Raw genomic sequence first — 23,105 nt, forward strand, 5'->3', positions numbered from 1 at the left:
ATTCCATTATATTCGGTGAGTTATTTGGCCTGTTCACGCAGTTTTTCTGGCAGCTTGTATTCACCTTTACTTCGCGAAATTTCTTTCACCGTTGGTGAATCTAGTGGGCCTTTCACTTCATAATTGACTTGAGTGAAGACCTCAACCACCGGAGATATCACCGTAGAGATGGCCAAGACATACAAAGCAGTTTGAGGCGCAACGGCAAACGCGGTCAGCATTGGTAGGCCTGATGTGATGTCTGGTGTGAATTTCACTTCCGCATCAACCATTCTGCTGTTCATATTAGCGATGCCGCGGATTTGCATTTCCCCTGCTAACGCATCCATTACAATATCATTGGTGATAAACACACCGTCTTGGATTTTGCCCGTTCCCGTGATCGAGTTGAATGCCATGCCTTTATCGAATACGTCGGTAAAGTCGAGCTGCATCTTACGGATGATAGAATCCAAGCTAAACAAGCCTAACAAGCGTGCCGCACCACTAACTTCACTGATCACGCCTTTACCAAATTCCGTTGAGACGTTTCCTTGCAAGGTTTGTGTCTTCATTGACCAAGGTGCGCCGTCCCATTCCATATTGGCATTGATCTCAAATGGTGCTTGTTGAATGCCTGATGTAATACCAAAGCGCTCCATAAGATCGGTGTTGTTATCACCTTTCATTTTCATGGTTAAGTTGGAATGACTACTCTCTTTCGTCAGGTCCCACCAACCACTCATATCAATGCGGTTTTTGCCGCTACTAAAGGTGATATTTTTCCACTCCAAGCGGTTCTCGCGACGCTGCAAATCAACATTAACTTTGCCCACTTTGTAACCTTGCAGCCAAAAATCATCGATGTTCAAAGTTAAGTTTGGCATCTCTGCGTGAAACTTGCGGTCAAAATTGGTAATCAAAGGTGCGTTTTGATCTTCACTCGCAAAGATTGAACTGCGCTCTTTGGTCATCTCTTCAAACCCTGGGATGTACAGATGCAAGTGCTCTAGAGAGACCGATAGATCATAGGGTTTCAGATAGTTAGCTTTCCCTTTAACCTCTTGACTGTCCACATCGAGTTGCCAACTCAAATTTTTCTTGCTTGCTGAAAAATCCACATCATGAAACTCAATCCCACCGAGCTGTAAGTTTGGCGTTTCAACTTCAATGCGTGTCGGCAATGGAATGGTCGGCGTTTTCATGCTTGCCAAAACAGACGATGAAGGCTTGCTCTCAGAGACCTGCGCAAGCTCCGCCCATTGGTCTAAATTCAGTTCTTCGACACGCACCGAAGCATCGTGCCCGACAATAGGACTAATCCGGAAGCCACCTTTGCCAACCATTAAATGAGTCGCAGTCAGAACCGGGACATCGCCAGCGATATCTATCTCAGTTTGATACTTCACATTTGGGATCTGTAGTCGTGCTGAAATACTCTCTTGGTTGCCGGATGCTTGCAGTTTCGCTTGCCCAGACTCACCAATTTTTTTCGCTAAAGGATAAGGATATTGACTAGCCAGACGATTTAGCTGCGCCAGCACTTCAAGCTGATAAGTGAAACCAACATCATTGAGTTGCAAGTCAATATCCATTTGCCACGGCGCATGGCCAGAAACAAGGTTTAACCAACGCTCACCGACATAGGGTTTGAGCGGCTCGACATCCCAATCTCCTAGTGTATTAATTGTCACGTTGTAGCCTTGCTCCGCACTCTCTCCATGGAAATCAAGAGAGATAGGCTGTTGTAATAATTCGGCCGACAAACCCGATGTGGTAACCACATCATTGTCGAAGGTGATACGTCCTGTGGCGTTTTCAAGCGTCATTGGCGGCGCTTCAATATCAACACGATTTTCTGTTAAATCGGCATAACCCCAAGCGCGAGACTCTTTTTCAAAATCAAACGGTATGTTGAGTTGAAACTCAGAGTAAACGGGCCCACTCACTTGCAGCGCTGTCAATGCGGCACCGACTGAATCCACTAATGGCGTCGCCATCATGTAGTCACGGACTTCATTACCCGGCGCGCTTGCTTTCGCTTCAATCTCGATGTGTCCACCTTCTGCCAACTCAGGGATTCGCCCAGTGATACGCTTGGCATGAACGCCATTTAGTGTGGCTGATTTTGAATCCAAATACATGGCATCATTTTCAAACAGCAAGTCTAGCTGCAAATCCGTGATGGTTGGCCATGCCGTATCAAAGCTAAATTTCGCGTCTTTTAATCCAACCCAAGCTTGGAACATGCCATTATGTTCTTTGTAAGGAAAATCACCTAACTCGCCATACCACAACAATTTCGCTGTGTTCACTTTACCGCCCTGAATCGCGGTCGAAAGATAGTCGGTCAAGTCTTGTCCAAGTGCCAGAGTCGGTAGATAGCGCCATGTCTCACCCGCGTTGTAGAGATCCGCTTCGGCATAGAACGATAAAAATGGGCTTTGTTCTTTTGGAAAATCAAGACGGAATGCCCCCAGGACTTGAAGATCAGGCGTTGCTGCCGTCACTTTGTCCGACCACAAGCGCCAGCCGCTCTCATCTTGCTGCCAGATAATATCGACTTCACCTTGTTTGATATTCAGCGGAGCTTGGAATACATCGCCGTACGGAAATACATCATCAATGACGGTGACTTTTGCTTTAGCTTGATTCACATCCCCCGATACGCTGCCCTGTACGTGATGAAACCCGGGTAGGAGCTCCCATTGTGTCATCGCGAGTTCATCCAGTTCAGCCGAGTAGCGTAAGGTGTCTAAACCGCCGTTCATTGACAATCGGACATCTTCGACCCGACCTTTCGGTGCTAGTTTGTTAATAAGGTCACTGGTCGACTCTGACTCTGGAGCCAACTTGATGAGCGGAATGAGTGCTTCGATGTCGAGTTGAGAGAGATTGAGCATCCAGCCGTTTGGTTGCCAATCAAACGCGACGTCTAGCTCTGGCCAAGGGGTGTTGTCGGTTCTGATCTGAAGTGAGTGGCCATTTACTTTCCAGCCTTGTCTATCTGGTCGAAGATTGAAAATTCCAGACTCAATAAACAGCTCATGATGTCCATCTTCATTCCACACCAACTCGGAAGGCAGTAATTCAACATAAGCATCATGCGGTTGGCTATGTTTGAGCGTTAGCCAAGTATTTAAGCTGACTTTACCCGACTCTGCTCCTGACTCTTCTTGCATGTAAGTGGTCAGCCAAGGTGTGACCGAGACATCTTGAGCACTCACGTAAAACTCACCAGATACATCGCGCAACGAGCCATGATCTTTAAAGTTAGCGCTTACTAACAATGAGTTCAGGCGAACATCGGCAATGCTAACCGTGCCCTCGGCTACGTGACGCTTCCCTTGATTACTCCAACGAAGCTGCTCAATATCTAAACGGCGAGTTTCACCTGACACAGACTTATACCAAATCCGTGAATCGCTAATAGTGAAGTCTTCGAACTGACGTAAAAGAAGTGAGTCGAGTTGGTCAATGAGTTTCACTTCGCTCTTATCCACTTCAGGCTTCGGATCTTGACGATGAGAAGTCGGCAGAATGTCTACCGTGTGAATGTCTAAAGCGAGGTTATGAATGGTAAGGTCTGCAACTACAGGTTTAAGTTGAAAAAGAGATTGAATAAGGTCGAACTCAATTTGGACTTCTTCAACAGCGAAGCGTGCATCTTGCACGTTTGGTAGATTTGCCTCTAAACCCAGTAACGCGATTGAGGGATGATTATTGCGCCACGTCCCTGCGACATTGGCAATAGAAACGTCAAAACCTGTGCCTTGCTTGACCCAGGTTTTGATCTCATCTTGGAAATGGTTAAGTTGCGGCAATGTGACGCGCAGCGTGGTCACTAATATGGCTAATAACACCAATACAGTAACTAAACTCCACGCACAAAAACGCCCAAAACGGTTAACACCAGAATTCACAAATGTTCCAAATTACATCATTACGACGTCAAACTGTTCCTGAATGTACAGGGGTTCAGCCTGAACTCGCACTTGCTTGCCAATAAATACTTCGAGCTCAGCTAACGCATGAGACTCATCGCCCAATAGCGCTTCAGCAACAAACGGCGATGCGTACACGACAAAATTATCGGCGTCGTAAGCACGGTTCACACGAGTAATCTCGCGTAATATCTCAAAGCATACGGTTTCGACCGTTTTCACGCTGCCACGGCCTTCACAAGTAGGACAGCCAGAACACAAGATATGTTCAATACTTTCTCGTGTGCGCTTACGCGTCATTTCAACTAAGCCAAGCTGGGTAAAGCCGTTGATGTTGGTTTTTACTCGGTCTTTCGCCAGCGCCGTTTCCAGTGAGGTAAGTACTCGCTGACGATGCTCTTCGGATGCCATATCGATAAAATCAATAATGATGATACCGCCGAGGTTACGTAAACGTAGCTGACGCGCAATAGCTTGCGTTGCCTCTATATTGGTATTGAAGATAGTCTCTTCGAGATTACGACGACCAACAAATGCACCCGTGTTGATATCGATGGTGGTCATGGCTTCGGTTTGATCGATGATCAAATAGCCGCCCGATTTTAGCTCGACCTTGCGCTCTAAAGAACGCTGAATTTCGTTTTCGGTGTCGTACATGTCAAAGATTGGCTTGTCACCTTCGTAAAGCTCAAGCTTATCTGTTAACTCCGGTACATACTCAGAAGTGAATTCTTTCAGGTTTTCATATTCAAGGCGGGAGTCGACCATGATCTTATCGAGCTCTGTGCCAACAAAATCACGCAGAATGCGTTGAGCTAAGCCGAGTTCACCGTAAAGTGTTGAACGCGTTTTGTATTTTGAGCGACGCTCCATGACTTTTAGCCACAAACGCTTTAGAAATGCCGCATCTTGAGAGAGCTCTTTTTCATCAGCGCCTTCTGCCGCGGTACGAATGATAAAACCACCGTGCTCATCACAGTAATGGTTCACCACCTTTTTCAAACGCTCGCGCTCTTTCTCACTTTCAATACGCTGCGAAACACCGACATGGCTGGCCCCCGGCATAAAAACAAGATAACGCGAAGGTAAGGTGATATCCGTCGTTAAACGCGCACCTTTCGTGCCGAGCGGATCTTTGACCACTTGCACTACAATGTCTTGTCCCTGGCGTACCAGCTCAGAGATATCACGGACTTGAAACTGCTGTTTTTCGTTTTCTGCCACACATTCGGTATGAGGAACAATATCTGACGCATGTAAAAACGCCGCTTTATCTAAACCAATGTCGACGAAAGCCGCCTGCATACCTGGTAACACTCGGCTTACTTTGCCTTTGTATATATTGCCCACAATACCGCGACGCGATTCGCGCTCGATATGTATTTCTTGTAGTACTCCACCTTCAATCATGGCCACACGAGTTTCACTCGGGGTCACGTTAAGCAGCAATTCTGCACTCATGTGCACACCTCAAAACAATTATAAAAATTCTTGAATTAGCTGATCGGTTTCGAACAAAGGTAAGCCTACTACAGCGTGATAACTGCCTTCGATTCGGGTGACAAATCGCCCTCCGAGTCCCTGAATACCATAACTTCCAGCTTTATCGCATGGCTCTCCTGACTGCCAATATTGTTCGATTTCTTCGTGAGTCAGTGGTTTGAACCACACGTCAGTGGTAACGACCACTGAATGTTGTTGTTCCGATGATACAACGCTCACCGCAGTCATCACTTGATGGCGATGACCCGATAAGTCAGTAAGCATACGCTTTGAATCTTCAAAACTTTTTGGTTTTTCTAGCACACGGTCATCGCATACGACGACCGTATCAGAGCCCAATACAACGGAATCAGGCTTAGCCAACGCTAAGCCTGCCTGAGCTTTTTCCAAAGAAAGACGCAACACGTAATCTCGTGCTTGCTCATGAGCCTGTTTGGCTTCCTCAATATCAGGCAATACGATCTCAAAATCATAACCCAGTTGAGCAAGCAGCTCTTTTCTTCTCGGAGAACCCGATGCGAGAACGAGAGATAAGCTTTTCTTCACCGCTTTACCTTACGTGCCATGCACGACGAACTCGTCGCATTAATAAAAACATCCATGGCCAAAGTATACAGTTTATTGCCGCCGTCCACAGAGATAATGGATTAAATACTACGTCCTGGTTCAAATATTCCCCACAGAATATCAAAACTTCCAATAACGCAGTAAAAAAGGCAATTAAAATCGACTGTTGCCACAAAGCCATGTTGCGAATCAACAGGAAATTCAGCGCCACGAGGTAGATAACGATCGACATCATCATGCCACGAATTCCAAGCGTTGAGCCGATCAAGATATCCCATAATAAGCCCAACACTAGCGCAGTTCCGACGTTCACTCGGTGCGGTAGTGCCAACACCCAATAACACGTAACAAGGAACAACCATGAAGGGCGTAACACATCTAACACACCTGGCCATGGAATGGTTTGCAGTACCAGCGCAACGAAGAAACTGACGCCAATCACCATTCGGCTACTCAATACATTATTGGCCATCGGTTACCTCTTGTTCTTGCTCTAATCCTTCATCTACATTGGACCGCAGTACTTTGTGTTGACGGTCTTCATTCGGCCAAATCAGCAGTAGGTAGCGTAAGCGATCAAATTCCACAACCGGCTCAGCCTTGATTGAGGCGAACTCTTGACGCGTATCGTGATCCACATTGGTAACCGTCGCGACTGGATATCCTTCAGGGTAAATACCACCTAAACCGGATGTCACCAATAAATCACCAACCTGAATGTCTGTGCTGGTTGGAATGTGCTCCAGTTGGATTTCATCCATTTCACCATTGCCCGATGCGATCACTCGGATATCATTGCGGATCACCTGGACAGGAATTGCATTTTTCGCGTCCGTTAGCAGCAGAACACGTGCGTTGTGCGCTGCGACAAACGTGACCTGACCAACGATGCCTTTCTCATTGATAACAGGCTGACCAACGTAAACACCATCAATACGGCCTTTATCGATCACCACTTGATGACGATAAGGTGAAGTATCCACCGCCATTACTTCTGTCACGACTTTCTTTTCATCACGGACAAATGAAGATCCTAACAACTTACGTAGGCGTTGGTTTTCTTCTTTATATTGGTCGAGCAAGATAAGCTCGCTTTTCAGGCGTAACACTTCTCGCTTTAAGCTGCGATTGCCTTCAACTAATGCCTGATGAGAATTAAAACGTTCAAATACGCCATCGAACATACTACGAGGCAAATTCGCTGCGTACTGAATCGGTGCAACCATACTGTTTAGTAGGTATCGAACGTTGGAAAACGTATCTAGACGACTATCGGCCAGCATTAAGCTCGCCGACACGATGACAGCAAAAAACAGACGTAATTGCAGAGACGGACCTCTGCCGAAAATCGGTTTCATCTTGTTTTTGACCTGATTGCTTCCATGATTATTGAGCCTTACTTGGCAACCTAAAAATACTTAACTAAATACTTTTAGGTATGGAGCATGTTTGAATTACAGAGAGAGCAGAAATGAAGGTGAAGCCCGACATGAGCTTCACCTAAACCTTTATTCTTCAGAGAACAGATCGCCACCGTGCATGTCGATCATTTCTAGTGCTTTACCGCCACCACGCGCAACACACGTTAGTGGATCTTCCGCGATAACCACAGGAATACCAGTTTCTTCCATTAGTAGACGGTCTAGGTCTTTAAGTAGTGCACCACCACCGGTTAGTACCATACCGTTTTCAGAAATGTCTGAAGCAAGCTCTGGTGGACACTGTTCTAGTGCAACCATGACTGCTGATACGATGCCAGATAGCGGCTCTTGAAGCGCTTCTAGGATCTCGTTTGAGTTCAAGCTAAAGCTGCGTGGCACACCCTCTGCAAGGTTACGACCGCGAACTTCAATCTCTTGAACTTCATCACCAGGGTAAGCAGAACCGATTTCGTGTTTGATCTTTTCAGCCGTTGCTTCACCAATCAAGCTGCCGTAGTTACGACGTACGTAGTTGATCACAGCTTCATCAAAGCGGTCACCACCGATACGTACAGACGATGAGTAAACCACACCGTTTAGAGAGATAACGGCAACTTCAGTTGTACCACCACCGATATCGACCACCATTGAACCTGTCGGCTCAGATACGCGTAAACCAGCACCAATTGCCGCCGCCATTGGCTCGTCGATTAGGTAAACTTCACGCGCACCAGCACCAAGTGCTGATTCACGAATTGCGCGACGCTCAACTTGGGTAGAACCACAAGGAACACAAACAAGAACACGTGGGCTTGGCTTTAGGATGCTGTTATCGTGCACTTGCTTGATAAAGTGCTGAAGCATTTTTTCGGTTACGTAGAAGTCAGCGATTACGCCGTCTTTCATTGGGCGAATAGCGGAAATGTTGCCAGGTGTACGACCAAGCATCTGTTTTGCTGCGTGACCGACTGCAGCAACGCTTTTTGCAGAACCTACACGATCTTGACGAATAGCAACTACAGAAGGTTCATCAAGGACAATTCCTTGCCCTTTTACGTAAATTAGAGTGTTGGCTGTACCTAAATCGATAGATAGATCGTTAGAAAACATGCCACGAAGTTTCTTAAACATACTCTTCGCTCATCCTGCAAAAATATAGAAGACAAAAATTGCTCTAAATGTACCAATGCCTCGCTGTCACAGCAAGGTATTGGTACACAAACATGAGCAGAAAGCCTCAATTTCTTGCAGTTTCCTAACTTAAGGGCAAAAACCTAAGTTGTTACTGTCCGGTTAACCCTGGCTCACCACGGTAAATCACGCGATCGTTACCTCGATGAATACCAAAGGTGACGACGGAGGAGGGGTTTTCTTCGGAGCCATCATTGTCCCAATCATATTTGAGCCATGGTAAACCATTTTCAGAGTCATCAAGATCTAACCAAACGCGCGTTTGCTGACGGTATGGTTCAGCTTGAGTTGCAGTAACAGATCGAGAAGAACCAGAAGACACTTCACCACCAGCTCCTAGTGTAACCGCTTTAGGATCAGCATCAGTACCTGTTGGCCAAATATGCCTTTCAGCGGCAGTGACACCTTTCACATCGGTTTGATTGTCATTAGGGTTGGCGATAAAGCGGCTACCATTCCAGTATTCGATTCTTAGAGGAATATGTAAGGTCGCACCCTGATTTCCACCAACATCATCTAGGCCTACACGACCAAAGCGGATATCAGGTTGCATAGAAAGAACTGGATTACCATACACCGATATAGGATCTGGCTCTGTTGCCACGCCAACCTTTATATCTGTCGCTTTTATGGTGTTGCCATTAAGATTAAAAGGTCCATCTTCGTAACCTGCGGCAGGAGTCTTTTTCATCCAACACAATCCTTCTGCCGAATTGCACTCTCCACTTAATGGGGGAGTCAGTGTGAAGCGTTGAATACTTCCCAATGCGTCTACCCAAGAAGGTGTTAAATTCCCCTGAGCATTAAACCGATTCAATGAATCACTCAACTCAAAAGATGCTACATGTTCTTTGTTGAAGTATTTATAATTTTCTACTGATTTTGGAAAATCCCCACCAGTCAATACCTCTACTTCATACCACATAGAATCGAAGTTTTGATTCATATAGTTAAAGCTTTGACTTCCAGCATAGTCCCAATTTTGCCCGCGCAACGTGTAGAACTTAGGATAGAAACGACCAAGTGTAATGGTCGCGGGCTGAATCAAGAATGAACTCTTACCAAGGTAGAGAGACGTATTTTCAACATCGCCTTTGGGCGCACTTATTGAAAATTCAAACGCACCTACCTCTGACACAGTTTGAGGAAATAACGTTTTAGCATCATCAGAAGCAATATGTTTATATGTGTCTGTGAGAAGCTCTGCTTTTTTTCCGCCAGCACTTATAGCGGGATACACAACTTCATTTGACACAACCATTTGTTCTTCTTCGTAGTTTTTAGCTGGTATATGACCTTTACCATCTTCACTATACTGCAAAGCAGTGATGCTCATAGTAAATTCCTCACCAGCTGAAACAAACCGACTATCACACCCAGAGTTAATACTGCTACACCGCCCACCTGCAGTTACTTGGAGGCGATGTGGATAACTTACAAATGTGCCAACTCCTTTGGAGTCTTCGATTCCTTCAACAGATGCATTAAACGAAACTTTACCTACTTCAGGATAGGTAAACTTAAACTTAGCTCGACCATTATTATCAAAGTAAACATCTCTAAGATAGGCGGGGTCATCCTCTGGGCCTGAAATAGTTTGGTCAGAGCTCCAAACAGGCGTACTATTCCCGTCGCTCTTTTTATAATTTAGCGTAACACTTGGTTGCTCTTTAGGAGCAACGTCATACGTCATGCTCAACTTAATATCACGAGTAGTGTTTGTTGCTGAACTAGATGAACAAAATTCAAAATAGTTGCTATCTGAAGACTCCTTGTTAGCAATAACATCTTCAGCAACGATAGATAACGTATTACCATGGAATTCAATCTTACATTTTTCAGCCGAAAGCTCATCGCCATTAATTCGACAACGTGTATCCTCAAAACCGAACTGGTGAACACCATGGGTATTTGCAATGCCGATGGTCACGAAACCCGCTTTTGCGCCTTGCAGCTGAAGGTGAGTTGACCCCTTAAAGCTAATCGGTGAACTTTGTACCCAATTAGCAACCTCATGACCCGCACTAGGAGAAAGGGTCACTTGCAAATCTTCGGCATCGGTTATTGAACCAGGATAAAGCGTATCACAGTCTTTATCCATACATGCTCGTAGAATTACATCAGACGGCTGACATGTGCTGCCAACTCCAGAATAATCAAACTCAAAATGATGTATACCTTCTGTTAGTGGTTGGAACTCATCAGCACATATTTGAAAGTTATCAATTTCATGCACATTTTTTACTAACCCGGTAGAGCCCGCTACAGACACTCGAAATTCACTTGGAGCAGTCGATTGAGCAAAACCTTGCATGATATTAAAAGAATCAATAATGTCCTCCCAATTTAGGTTATCGCTTTTTAGTTTCCCTCTATCATCAACATCAACTTTGAGGTTACCTTGGTAGCTGGCTCTTTTGATAGAGACATAAACCCCGGCATCTCTACCATCGATAGCCCGTGAATCAATCGTCATCCGATAACGGTGAATTTCGTCCTTTGACTCATCATCGAGCTTGCCAACCTTACTGTTCTTTTTAATAAAGCGATATCCACCGAACCATCCTTCAGGGAACGTACCTATACGATGGTTGCTCGTATCAATATATTCGCCAGGGCCTTTTTTCTCACCCGAGCCTCGTATTGTTATTGAATGGTCATTCTGTCCCGGACTGCTATCAAGCGGATTTTTATCTTGATAATAGCTGCCTTCGTTAGAGAAATTACCATATTCATCAATACCAAAAGCAATCCACCCTCCAGCAAATCCTTCGATACCGCCGTCGTCAGGTTTCACTCCATACCCTAACGGCCCACCAAATGCACCAGTAGATGGTAGAACACTTGCATCCGAAAAAACAATCGCAACCCCGTCTGCACCAGTGTTGTTACGGTTACCATCGTACGCAAAATGGTCAAATTCAACTTCAACAATGTTGTTACTTGATGGAAATATATAGTTGTATGCGCCAACCGCAGCTTGGCCCTGTACATTGTTGGTTATTCTCAACCGATTCTTGTGAATAAATGGTTTAGGCTCTGCACCATCCTGTCCATCATAATCCCCGCTAAAGTAACCCATAGTTGCCCATTTTTGCTCAAGGTCATATTCTTGATCAAAGGCCTCAACATCAATACATTGTTTTGGATCGGGAAGTGGCTCTGGCTCAGGTTCCGGCTCCCAACCACAAATCGACTCAACATCTGAAACTGGGCACTTAGCAGGGGCATAATAGCAATCAGGCTCATCCACTCCACAATAAATGTCACTCTGCGGATCAGAACTTGGGGTTGGGTTAATCGAGCCGCAGATGTCTGCCTGTTTGAGTATTGGCTGTCCATGAGACTTAATAGCATCGTGCAAGGCAAAAACCCCATTTGAATTACCATTACCACTGCCCTGACCATTGCTTTTTGAGTTTTCAACAGTAACCGTGCGCCCTTTTGATTCGAGCGTACCACAGACTAATGTTTGCTTAATGTAAATTGCATGTAAAGCCGTTACATTGCCAAAGATCTTGTTATGAGTAGAGCTCTTAGTTTCATCATCACCAGTCATTACGTCACCACCATCAGAGGTAATGTTGCCTTGGATAATACTATGTCTTAGCATCACATCATTATGTGCATGTATATCACCCCAGACCGTACTTTTATTATTAATTACTATGTTTCTATAACCACTTGAATTTGTGTTGTTTCCTTTGTTAAATCCACCTCGTTTCATCTCCTGCAAACGGGAAGGAGAGCTTGAGGTTTTCAAGTTGATTCGCTGCTGTTGGGTACCTACATTGTTCTTCCCTTCAAGAATAATGTCACCGCGCACTGCTTCGAGCGTGATAGGGGCTCCATTTGACTCTCCGGTATAGATTACTGAAGCACCTTTCTCTAAAGTGATGCCACCAGTGATACATCGATAAACGTTACCGACTAATTGACCCGAGCCTATATCATCACAAATATTGATCCCAGATTCTGATAGGTCATAGGTCACTGCCTGTGCGTGCGAAAAAACACCAAAAGGAAGTAATATTAAAAGTAAAAATAGTTTTTTCATTATTCTACTCCCTAACCCAAACTTCTTGCTGTCGCTGTACTTGAGACAGCCCAGAACCACAAATGGCTGTTGCTTGCACTCTAAATAAAGACTGTGCCTCTGAGGTTCCCTCATTCAGAACCCCCAACTTCAAACAACTCATCTTATTAATCCTACATGCCGTATTCTGTGTAACATTAGGGGTTGCACCGCTGACCTCATTCAAACAAATATCTGCGATATCAGGATCATCATCGTTAAGCGGGTACAACTGCGTCAATGCCCATTCGTTGGCAGATTGAGCGACAAACCAGGCTTTTGTGCCTAAGAACTCCCGGGTTAGTCCACTTTGATTTGACCAACTGATTCTCATAAGAGAGGCGGCTAAATAACCCATCACGATAATGACAAAAAGCACCACGATGAGAACATTACCTTGTTGATTTCGTTTACGGAACATTGAGCACCTGCACGTCTTGCTGATACACACTACGCTCCCCATCCTGTAAAAACTCTAAGTTAATATGCACTAGTCCACCACGTTGTAGAGTTGGCTCAACATAACGCATGTAACTCGCTGAGGCATCAATACTATCCGTGACAATGACATTATTACGAAGTACTCGGCCGTTATCGAAGCAATAACGGACTTCAGTGCTGGGTTGGTAGATGTAATGACGACCCGAAACCGATGTCGCACCTATTGAACTGGCAGCACCACTGACGACAAATGCCTCTTTCGTTTTGGTTAAACCGCTAATATCAATACTTTGGGAAGACGACTGAAGGTCCTCATAGCGGCTAGGGTTTATCACCATCCGATTCTTCTCTGGAATAGACTCAAGATCAGGATCATTACCGACTAAAAATTCAATATCGTTCGCCGTAAATACATAAAAGCCAGAATATTCAATGGGTACAAACTCCAAACAATTGCTTGTCCCAGCTGGCTCATGAAAACTATTTGGCACGGCATGGCGGATTTCTCGGGTCATCTTTTCTAAAACAAACTGAGCCTGTGTTTGTATTCGTTGGCGATCGATAGTATCAGCGTAACCTTTCATTCCTAACTGGACATACCCAGCTATCCCCAACATGATGAAGCTGCCGACCACAATCGTAACTATCATTTCCATTAAGGTGAAACCACGATCTTTCATCAGTAGTTCCCCTTAATAGCTGTTAAAGTAAGGGGCTGCGTGTTCCCCGCAAAAATCCTTAATGTTACTTTTTTGTATTCGGTTATTTCATCGGGAGCTTTATCCGTCAGATCATCATATGCAACACTAACTTCTAATCTAAAGTTTTTGTACTGCTCAGTACTGTCCGCACCAAGTACATCACTGATATTCCCTCTAGAGGCACCATCACACTGAGAAGCTGTTGTAGATGTGCTCCAACACCCGATATAGTCATCTACATCGTTGAAATCACTAGGCGTTGTTTCCAAGGAACCGTCTAGTTTTTTATCCACACCTAATTTATTTACGTCAGTGCAGCTCACTCCATTCTCACCACATCGAACAGTACCACCATCAAAGTCGCTGTTTTCATCGAAGCCTCGCGCCAATATCTGAGACATGAAACCTTGGCCTAATGCGGCCGCGCGGGTTTGATAATGAGGGATGGCGGAATCTCGAATTTGAGGGACAAGAAAAGAAGTAAACGCCACCATCGCAATGCCCATTAAAACAATCGCGATGATCATTTCTATCAAAGTCATGCCACTAGATTTCTTCATGAGCATGTACCTTTAGAAACATAACCTTGAGAATTAATTTCAACTTGGCAGCTGCTTCGACCATGCTTATCTTCAATTAAGATGTTTACAGCACCACTTACAGGATTGCCGAGAAGGTTAAAATTAATTGTATTTGCGGCACCGCTGATAACGGAAAACCTTGCGGACTTATCGATAACCACGTCACTACGAGCATCTCGTGCACTGCCTGTTAGTGCACAGGCAGCAACCGAACCAACACATGAGCTAGAAACTTGTAAACGAAAGTTGTTATCAGGACTTGTAGCATTCGACTGCATACGATTCACCTGCACTTGGCGAATCACAGAAATCACGCGTTCTTGTAATGCATATGCAGAGAAACTGCCAGAGCCCATAAAACGGCTGGCTGCAAAAAGTGAAAGGATAGAGAGGAGAACAATCACGAGGATTAACTCCATTAACGTAAACCCTAATGCAGAGCTGCGAATTTTCATAACCCAACCTTAGGCTTAGAACAAGCAAGATAAGTATACGATGAAATTATGAGATTAATGATAGGTTTATAATTTTTCGATTCGAAGTGTGAACAGACGAACAAATAACCAATACCTAGTTATTTTGCCCTTTTGAACGACCAATCTCTTCTTCAATTCGATCATACGTTTCTTTGTTGCTTAGCGTCTCAGAAACGTGCTCTGCGGTCTGCTTAGTTTGCTCCCACTTCGCTTCGTAAGTTTCTGGTTCAAAGCTGATAAATCTTAGTAATACCACATAACCGATCACACCTAAGATAATCAGCACAACCACAAACTCTATTGCACTAAGACCTGATGATTTACGCATATGAACTATTCCGAGATCAATCAAAATATAGAGTTAAAGGCCAGACTAGCTGGCCTTCATGAGAAGATAGTTACTATTTCTCACATTCCTTGTTTGCCGTTGTGTTTTCAATAACCTTAACAACAGCTGGAGTATCCTTGTCTTTTGCGCCAGTGTACTCTACACATTTATCTTCATAGTTCTTAAAACCATATGTGATCTTGCCTGGGTTGCCGCCTGCTGCTGCTGTTACTTTTTTAGCTTCCCAGTCATCTGTCGTTAAACCATCAACAACTAGTGCTAATGCTGTCGCTGTAGGCTCTGGATACCCGAAGTCTAAATTAAGTGTCGATGAACCAACACTAATTGCGCCGTCAGCAGTCGATTCTTGTCCATTAACCGCCGCCTTACCATAAGTAATACCAGCCGCACCAGCCATTGCGCCTTTTAGACCATCAAGCGCTGAATCACGAGCATCGTCCTGTAGGTTAAGGAAACGTGGCGCTGCAGTTACCGCTAGAATACCTAGGATTACAATTACCACTACCAATTCGATAAGGGTGAAACCACCTTGTCTTTTCATTGTTTACTCTCTCTATGTAAGCATGCAGTACAACTGCAAAGTTTTGTTTAGGTCACGCGACCATTTTGGATATTGTCAAAACGGTTTGGGGCAGCAACGTTCACTAAAACTGACCGTGAAGTGGATACTGTATCTACCGCTTGAGCAGAATGACGATTCGCCATTATTCAGTTCATGCTGCAATGAGAAAAACACATTATTGTTTACCCACTATTACAGCCTGTTACTTATGGTAATGATTGCATTATACCGACTTTCATTACCAATTATAGTGATTAGGTGTCAAAAAATTCACTCTGCCGACATTTCGACGTCTATTTTCAGTTGATTAGCAGTTAAGATAACTACAATCGACTGACCATTTTCATAAGTGTAGTGACAGACATAACGATCAGTTTTGATGGCTCCACTGATATCTATTAACTTGTTGGTCATTATTTTACGTTGGGGGTAATGCACCGCTAGCCAATAACCACAATCTAATACACCTTGCTGAGTAAAGGGAGACACTAACCCGTCCTCAGTCATAGTAAGGTTAAAACCATCCATCAGCATATGCTCTGGCTCGCCTTGTACTAGCCAAGCTTGACGATAACGCTGAACACTATCTTGCATCCAAACTCTCGCCAACTTAGCCCCAGTTACTTGTGCTTGCTCGGTCACAGGACGTAATTTGACCGCCAAACCCACCGCCATAATCGTAGCAATAACCCCAAACACAATAAGCGTTGCTCGGCTTTGATTTTCAACCACCTATTAGCCGCCTTTGATGATGTCGAGCATTCCCCACATTGGTAAGAAGATACCCAATGCCAGCACCATGACCATGCCTGCGACAATCACCAAAAGTAATGGTTCTATTCTTGCGGTCAGCGTTTTTAGATCGTAATCGACTTCTCGATCGTAAAAGTCCGACACCTCCAGCAGCAACTCATCAATACGACCAGTTTCTTCACCTACTGCAATCATCTGAATCACCAATGGGGTGAATATTTTACTGTTGATGGCCGTCACTGAAATGGTGCTACCCGCTTCAATTGCGGACTTCATTTCAAGAATTCGATTTTCTAAAAAACGGTTCCCTAAGGCTTCCCCGGCCAAAGCCAAAGACTGGTTAAGTGGCACCCCTGATTTCAGCATCAACGAGAAGGTTCTAGCAAAACGAGAAAGCTGCGCACGATTAACGATATCGCCAACAATTGGCAGCCGAAGCCGAAACTTATCGAACTTCTCCCGACCATCAGCCGTCGCCACCCAGGCTCTGAACACCGTAAACGCACCAATCATTGCCACAACCAGCAACACCCAATAATTAACAAAGAAATTAGAAGTCGCGATCAAAATACGCGTTGGCAATGGTAGCTCAACCCCAAAGCGCGTGAACATCGATGCAAACTCAGGGATCACCAAGATATTCAATACAAACATGGCGATGGTGATAAAGATAATGACAAACGTTGGATAACGCATCGCCGCTTTAATGCGTTTGCGAGTCTCAAGTTCCTGTTCGTAGTAATTCGCCAGTTGCAATAGCGCTTGGTCAAGCCGACCCGTATTCTCACCGACGTTGATCATAGAAACGAACAGTGGGCTGAATACTTTACTGTGTTGCTGCATCGCAGAAGACAAACCTCGGCCATTACTCAGTTCAGAAACGACATCTTCTAGCGCCTCTTTGAGCTGTTTGTTTTCGCAATTTTGCAACAAGCCACGCATAGAGCGCAGCAAAGGTACGCCAGCTTTAGTCAAACTAAACAACTGACGAGAGAAAAGAATAATTACTTCCAACGGAATAGCAGGCACAAACAGCTTAGACAAGCTCACTTGGCTTTTTGCCGACTCTTTCTCTAACCGTACATTGAGCGGGATGACCCCTTTGTTCATCAATGCTTCCGCCGCAGCTTCTGAGTTCACTGCTTCGATTTTGCCGTTAGTGGATGAGCCGTCTAGCGTGCGGCCTTGATAACGAAAAGTTGGCATTCACTTACCTATATGAAAATGGGATCAGTCTTACCAGAAGCATCACCCTCACCTAGGGTCATCACTTCATCCAAACTGACGGTGCCTTGTAGCGCCAGTTCCATTGCAGAAGCAAGCAGTGGCTTATAGTTTTCTGAGCGGCGCGCGGCTTGCGCAAAGCCAACCGCATCATTGGCTCGCAATTTATCCATCATCTCTTGCTCAAGTTCGAGCATTTCAAACACACCGATTCGGCCTCGATAACCAGTCAAGTTACAGTTTTGGCAACCTGCGCCTTTATAAAAAATGGTGCTAACTTGATTTGGGAAACGCCCAGCTAACCACTGCTGGCGAGACTCATCTAAGTGGTCTTCTGTTTTACAATCTGGGCAAACTCGGCGCACAAGACGCTGCGCCACCACGGCTCTGACTGCACTAGCAACCAAGTAACCCGGCGCACCCATATCGATCATACGTAACGCACTGTCGACAGCATCGTTGGTGTGAAGAGTGCTCAATACTAAGTGACCCGTTAGTGCAGCTCGCAGACCAATTTCTACCGTCTCTTGATCACGCATCTCACCAACAAGAATGATGTCTGGGTCTTGACGTAAAAAGGTTCTAAGGACACGCGAGAAAGTTAGATCGATCTTACTGTTAACCTGTACCTGAGTGATGCGAGGCAGACGATATTCAACCGGGTCCTCTGCTGTAATGATCTTTTTCCCAGGTTCGTTGAGCTCACTCAATGCGCCGTAAAGCGTGGTGGTTTTACCGGAACCTGTCGGCCCGGTAACCAAAATCATGCCGTGCGGACGCGCCAGCTGTCGACGTAAGCGAGCAAGTAAGTCTGGCGGCAAGCCCGACTCTTCTAACGGACGCAAACCAGCAGACTGGTTAAGCAGACGCATTACTACAGATTCTCCGTACTGCGTTGGTAACGTCGACATACGAATATCAATTGACTGGCCACGAACTTTGATATTGAATCGGCCATCTTGCGGCAAGCGCTTTTCAGAAATATCTAGGTGTGCCATCAACTTCAGTCGAAGAACCAAAGCCGATGCAATATTCACTTCATTTAAGAGCGTTTCATGCAATACGCCATCAATACGCTGGCGCAAACGCAATACTTGATCGTCTGGCTCAATATGAATATCCGAAGCTCCAACCTGTACCGCATCTTCAAACATGGAATTAACCAGCTTTACAACGGTAACCTCTTCACTATCGGCTTCATCAATACCGTAATCAAAGCTTTGTACATCTTTATGCTCTTCATGCAGCTGTTCAGCAAAGGAGGCTATCTCTTTAGTACGGCGGTAATAACGGTCAAAGCTTGAAATAAGCTGACGCTCTGAAGCAACAATGAACTCAAGGTTGTATTGGCCCAACAAGTTCATCAATGATTCTTGGATGAACAAGTCCGCAGGGTCACTCATAGCAACGCGCAGTGTGTCCCCATTTCGAGCAACGACCATCGCACGTAAGCGACGTGCGTGTACCTCAGGTAGAATCTGCACGGCTTCGGCATCCACAGGCGCACGACCAAGATCGATCAGTGGCAAACCAAGCTGCTGAGACAAGAAGTCCAACATTTGCTTTTCGGTAATAAAGCCAAGGTCAATTAACGCATCCCCTAGCTTCTGCCCGGTACTGCGTTGTGCGTTTAGTGCTTGCTGGATTTGTTCTTCAGAGACGATACCTTCCTCAACCAGAAGATCGCCCAAGCGTTTTCTCAACTGAATTTTCATTGTGCGCTCTCCAACTCTTTCAAGATGCTCAAACGGTCACGGATAAATGCTTGCGATTGATTCGAAATGCCAACTTTACCCAGAGCTTGGTTGTAAGAGTGCATCGCGGCAGTAAAAGCCAGGGCGCGCTCTTGTTGAATAGCCAAACCTAACCACCAGCGCGCGTTTTCCGGCTCACGCTGAGTTAGGAGTTGATAGCTCTCAAGCGCAATGTCATTTTGCTTGTGTTTTTGTGCCAATGCCGCACGCATCGCCAAGTAATCTCGACTTGGTACTGGAGGCAAATGAACAAGCGGGCTCAGCGCCGCTTCAGGTTGATTAGCTTTCACTAACAACTTAGACAAGGCCAAGCGGAGTACTTGGTTGTTCGTATCTAGGTTGATGCCTTCTTGAATAATCTCATATGCTTTACGCGTGTCACCTTTACCAAAGTACAACGCTGATAACTTTTGACGCGTGTCTGCATTCATTGGCTCATAACGCAACGCCTCGGCATAAGCCGATAACGCTGTTTGCATATCGTTAGCATCGAGTGCCTTTTCCGCTCGACTAACAGCCTTAAGGGAAAGCTGACGATGTGTAAGCTCAACCTGCTCAATACTCATTGAACTGTTTTCTGCTGTCGTGTGGGTTACGTGATCGTATTGTTCCTCGCTCGGCATCGTTGCTAACTGCGCGAGTAAAACTGAATCATCAGAGGCGATATTTATCTCAGATTTTGGCGTGAACCTATCAGTCTCTTGCATGTGAGGCTGTTGCGCGACCGGCTGTGTGGCTGGTTTAGTGTAAACCACTTGAGTTGTATCGGGCGTCATTTTACTCGTTGGCGAGTGAGTGCGCTCCGATGAAACAATTGGTGAGACATTCACAGACGACAATGGCATAGCTTCGGTTTGAAATTGTGATAGCTCGCCTGAAGGGACAGGACCGCGAGAGACCGCCCAGCTACCAACCGCAAGGCTTAACGAAAAACCGGCGACAAGCCAAAGCCAAGGTTTACTGCGTGAGACACTTGGAATCTCCGCACGAGTAATCTCTGACGGCGATGTTTTTTCAGCAAGTTCTGATAATGCTTTATTGATGGCACTCAAGGTTGACTCCATCCCCAAAATACGGGTGTTTTAAACTTAGGTTTACGGGCATCAAACGTATCGTGCATAGCGGCGTAAACGTGATGATTTTTCAATAGTGTGCAACGATCATTAAATGCAGCAAGCAACGACTTGTGACTAATTTGGTTTATCAAGCGCGGAATCCCCATGGATGAACGCCAAATCGCTTTTTTCTGTTCAATAGAAAAAATGTGCGCCCCATTGCCTGCTTTATCTAAACGATTATTGATGTAAGCCACGCCTTCATCGATAGAGAGAGGACGTAACTGGCAACTAAACGTAATGCGTTGACGAAATTGCCTTAGCTCATGGTTAGCCAATCTTTCATCCAACTCAGGTTGTCCGAATAACACCAATTGAATGAGCTTATCTTGTTCCGTTTCTAAGTTGCCAAATAGACGTAATGTTTCTAAAGCTTGTGGGGAAAGAGCTTGCGCTTCATCAACGATCAAGACGGTTTTCTTTCCCAAGGCATGTACTTGAATCAAGTGCTCTTGAATGAGGGAAACGATACGCAGCGGATCATCGTTCTCGATACCCAACTCTCTGGCGACAGCAAACTGCAACTGTTCCCCATTCAACACTGGATTGGGTAAGTAAATAAGCTCAACTTCAGATTCAATCTGCTCGATCAGCTTACGGCATACCATGGTTTTTCCAGTGCCGACTTCTCCCGTCACCTTAATCACCCCTTCTCCCATTTGCACGGCAGCTAGGATGGTTTGGATCGCCTCATAGTGAGGGACTAACCCCAAGAACATTTCGGTATTTGGGGTTAACGAAAAAGGCTGAACTCGGAATCCAAAGTGTGACAAGTACATACTCGAATCACAAACCTATTAAAAAACAGAACCTTTCCCAGCGCTTATTGCGCATCTGGGAACCACTCTTGCAGCAGATCACGAGAGCGCTCTAGCTCTTTCTGCCAAGAGTTCACGCCAACTACGGTCGGTTTTAGCAAGATGACCAATTCTGTTTTCTCAGTTACGTTATTCACGTTGCGGAACAAATGCCCCAGTGCTGGTACATCGCCCAAAAATGGGACTTTAGAAACAAGCTCACGATTTTGCTGTTTCATCAACCCGCCGATAACCACAACATCGCCATCTTTAGCACGAATAACCGAGTCTGATTCACGAATAGAGCTTTTCGCTAATGGCAGTTGGATGTTTTGGAAATCTCCGCCCAAGTTCAATTGCTTCACTTCTTCCGTGACTTCAATAACTGCGGGGTGAACATGCAGGAACACATTGCCTTTGTTATCAATTTGCGGAGTCACATCAAGGGAAATACCCGAGAAGAATGGCGTCAGTTCCACTTCAGGAACCGCATTTGAGTTTTCACCGTTGCCTGCATTGCTCGATAGCTCGGTAACAAAGTACTCATCGGTACCCACTTTGATGACAGATTTTTGGTTGTTGGCAGCGGTAATACGAGGGCTAGAAAGGACGTTCAAGTCACCTTGCGTAGACATGAAGCTCAATACAGCATTGAAGTTACCATCCGAAATAGTCACGTTAGTTTGACCGCCCAATAGCGTGCCAATCGCATCCAATGGTGGTAATGTCGACGCAGGGCGGTTGACTACAATACTACCCGAGTTACCAATTGATGCCGATAAGTTTGACCAGTTGATGCCTTGTTGGTAGCCATCATTCAACGTCACTTCTAGGATTTTAGCTTCAAGAATGACCTGGCGCTGCATGCGCTCCTGCGATACACCTAAGAACTCGCGTACTTCGCGAATATCATCTGGAAATGCTCGAACCGTAATAACTCCCGCTTGTGGCGTTACAACCACACTTTGCCCTTTGCCTGAACCAATTAGATTCGCAACAGCTTGCTGCAGCATCGGCCAGAAGTCACTTTCAGTGATGGTTTCGATGCGTGTACCGCCCGTAGATGTGGTCGAGCTATCGTTGTTGTTTCCATTGTTAGAGTCTGACGAGTCAGAACTGTCTGAGCTACCACCAGAATTAGACGTACCAGCCGAGGTTACAGAGCCCGTAACAATGCTGGTTAATGAGCGACCAGAACGCTTGAACTGCAGGTAATCGACTGGAATGGTCACAGTACGCATACCTGCTGGGTAGATTTGAATAACTTTGCCAGACCTCACCACGTCATAGCCATACATATTCTGTACGACATTCAGAACTTCATCCAATGTCACATCTGACAAGTTGACAGTGATATTACCTTGTACCGATGGGTGAATCGCCACACTGTACTCTGTGCCTTTCACCAACGAAGCGAAAAAGCTTCTTGCATCGACCGCATTCGCTTGAATACGAAAACGCTTCGAGGTGCCTTGCTCTGATGCAACGTTCGAGTCTAAATTTGGCATCAAGTCTGCCTCAACAGAAGAAGGGATTTCTTCCAATGTGCGGCTGTTCGCTTGATTGATCGATTCATTGAGCGCTTCTTTAACTTCCACTGGATTCCGATGACCCATTGAACATCCCATTAAAGAAGCAATCGTTATTCCTACAACTAATTTGCGCATATCTG

19 protein-coding genes are annotated in these 23,105 nt (G+C 45.3%); all 19 read right to left on the minus strand.

Annotated features, from left to right (window positions below; genetic code table 11):
• Positions 1 to 20: 20 nt before the first annotated feature.
• Positions 21 to 3,902: a YhdP family protein gene (locus tag R7O13_RS20675; RefSeq protein ID WP_258654909.1), complete on the minus strand. Its 3,882-nt coding sequence runs from the start codon at positions 3,900 to 3,902 to the stop codon at positions 21 to 23.
• A gap of 12 nt (positions 3,903 to 3,914) precedes the next feature.
• On the minus strand, positions 3,915 to 5,384 hold the full coding sequence (rng, locus tag R7O13_RS20680; protein ID WP_005381138.1) for a ribonuclease G: 1,470 nt from the start codon (positions 5,382 to 5,384) through the stop codon (positions 3,915 to 3,917).
• 18 nt (positions 5,385 to 5,402) lie between these two features.
• Entirely contained in the window at positions 5,403 to 5,972 is a 570-nt protein-coding gene (locus tag R7O13_RS20685; RefSeq protein WP_171344977.1) for a Maf family protein, read from the minus strand.
• Between the two features lie 4 nt (positions 5,973 to 5,976).
• Complete coding sequence (mreD, locus tag R7O13_RS20690; RefSeq protein WP_005381141.1) at positions 5,977 to 6,465, minus strand: rod shape-determining protein MreD; 489 nt, start codon at positions 6,463 to 6,465, stop codon at positions 5,977 to 5,979.
• On the minus strand, positions 6,455 to 7,351 hold the full coding sequence (mreC, locus tag R7O13_RS20695) for a rod shape-determining protein MreC (RefSeq protein WP_005381142.1): 897 nt from the start codon (positions 7,349 to 7,351) through the stop codon (positions 6,455 to 6,457). The genes mreD and mreC overlap by 11 nt, the downstream gene beginning before the upstream one ends.
• A 150-nt stretch (positions 7,352 to 7,501) precedes the next feature.
• Positions 7,502 to 8,545, minus strand: coding sequence for a rod shape-determining protein (locus R7O13_RS20700; protein ID WP_005381144.1), 1,044 nt, complete (start codon positions 8,543 to 8,545; stop codon positions 7,502 to 7,504).
• A gap of 151 nt (positions 8,546 to 8,696) precedes the next feature.
• Complete coding sequence (locus tag R7O13_RS20705; protein ID WP_318304612.1) at positions 8,697 to 12,662, minus strand: DUF6701 domain-containing protein; 3,966 nt, start codon at positions 12,660 to 12,662, stop codon at positions 8,697 to 8,699.
• Between the two features lie 4 nt (positions 12,663 to 12,666).
• Entirely contained in the window at positions 12,667 to 13,101 is a 435-nt protein-coding gene (locus tag R7O13_RS20710; protein ID WP_065274898.1) for an MSHA biogenesis protein MshP, read from the minus strand.
• Entirely contained in the window at positions 13,091 to 13,801 is a 711-nt protein-coding gene (locus R7O13_RS20715) for a PilW family protein (protein WP_213904083.1), read from the minus strand. The genes R7O13_RS20710 and R7O13_RS20715 overlap by 11 nt, the downstream gene beginning before the upstream one ends.
• Positions 13,801 to 14,382, minus strand: coding sequence for a type II secretion system protein (locus R7O13_RS20720; RefSeq protein ID WP_158159795.1), 582 nt, complete (start codon positions 14,380 to 14,382; stop codon positions 13,801 to 13,803). Before R7O13_RS20720 ends, R7O13_RS20715 begins: the two co-directional genes overlap by 1 nt.
• Positions 14,379 to 14,858 carry a type II secretion system protein gene (locus R7O13_RS20725; protein ID WP_053303458.1) on the minus strand — a complete coding sequence of 160 codons (480 nt, stop codon included), beginning with the start codon at positions 14,856 to 14,858 and terminating at the stop codon, positions 14,379 to 14,381. The genes R7O13_RS20720 and R7O13_RS20725 overlap by 4 nt, the downstream gene beginning before the upstream one ends.
• Before the next feature lie 115 nt (positions 14,859 to 14,973).
• Positions 14,974 to 15,207: an MSHA biogenesis protein MshA gene (locus tag R7O13_RS20730; protein ID WP_318304617.1), complete on the minus strand. Its 234-nt coding sequence runs from the start codon at positions 15,205 to 15,207 to the stop codon at positions 14,974 to 14,976.
• 73 nt (positions 15,208 to 15,280) lie between these two features.
• Positions 15,281 to 15,769, minus strand: coding sequence for a type II secretion system protein (locus R7O13_RS20735; protein WP_017817383.1), 489 nt, complete (start codon positions 15,767 to 15,769; stop codon positions 15,281 to 15,283).
• Between the two features lie 291 nt (positions 15,770 to 16,060).
• Positions 16,061 to 16,522, minus strand: a complete 462-nt coding sequence (locus R7O13_RS20740; protein WP_017821318.1) for a hypothetical protein — start codon at positions 16,520 to 16,522, stop codon at positions 16,061 to 16,063.
• 3 nt (positions 16,523 to 16,525) lie between these two features.
• Entirely contained in the window at positions 16,526 to 17,749 is a 1,224-nt protein-coding gene (locus R7O13_RS20745) for a type II secretion system F family protein (protein WP_005381186.1), read from the minus strand.
• A gap of 8 nt (positions 17,750 to 17,757) precedes the next feature.
• A complete protein-coding gene (locus tag R7O13_RS20750) occupies positions 17,758 to 19,482 on the minus strand; it encodes a GspE/PulE family protein (protein ID WP_005381188.1) in 1,725 nt (574 codons plus the stop codon).
• Entirely contained in the window at positions 19,479 to 20,573 is a 1,095-nt protein-coding gene (locus tag R7O13_RS20755; RefSeq protein ID WP_318304621.1) for a tetratricopeptide repeat protein, read from the minus strand. The genes R7O13_RS20750 and R7O13_RS20755 overlap by 4 nt, the downstream gene beginning before the upstream one ends.
• Positions 20,570 to 21,415 (minus strand): ExeA family protein, encoded by an 846-nt coding sequence (locus tag R7O13_RS20760; RefSeq protein ID WP_005381192.1) that lies wholly within the window; start codon positions 21,413 to 21,415, stop codon positions 20,570 to 20,572. The genes R7O13_RS20755 and R7O13_RS20760 overlap by 4 nt, the downstream gene beginning before the upstream one ends.
• A 44-nt stretch (positions 21,416 to 21,459) precedes the next feature.
• Positions 21,460 to 23,100 (minus strand): pilus (MSHA type) biogenesis protein MshL, encoded by a 1,641-nt coding sequence (gene mshL / locus R7O13_RS20765; RefSeq protein ID WP_230238629.1) that lies wholly within the window; start codon positions 23,098 to 23,100, stop codon positions 21,460 to 21,462.
• Between the last annotated feature and the right edge of the window lie 5 nt (positions 23,101 to 23,105).

The organism is Vibrio sp. Y176 (assembly GCF_033438945.1).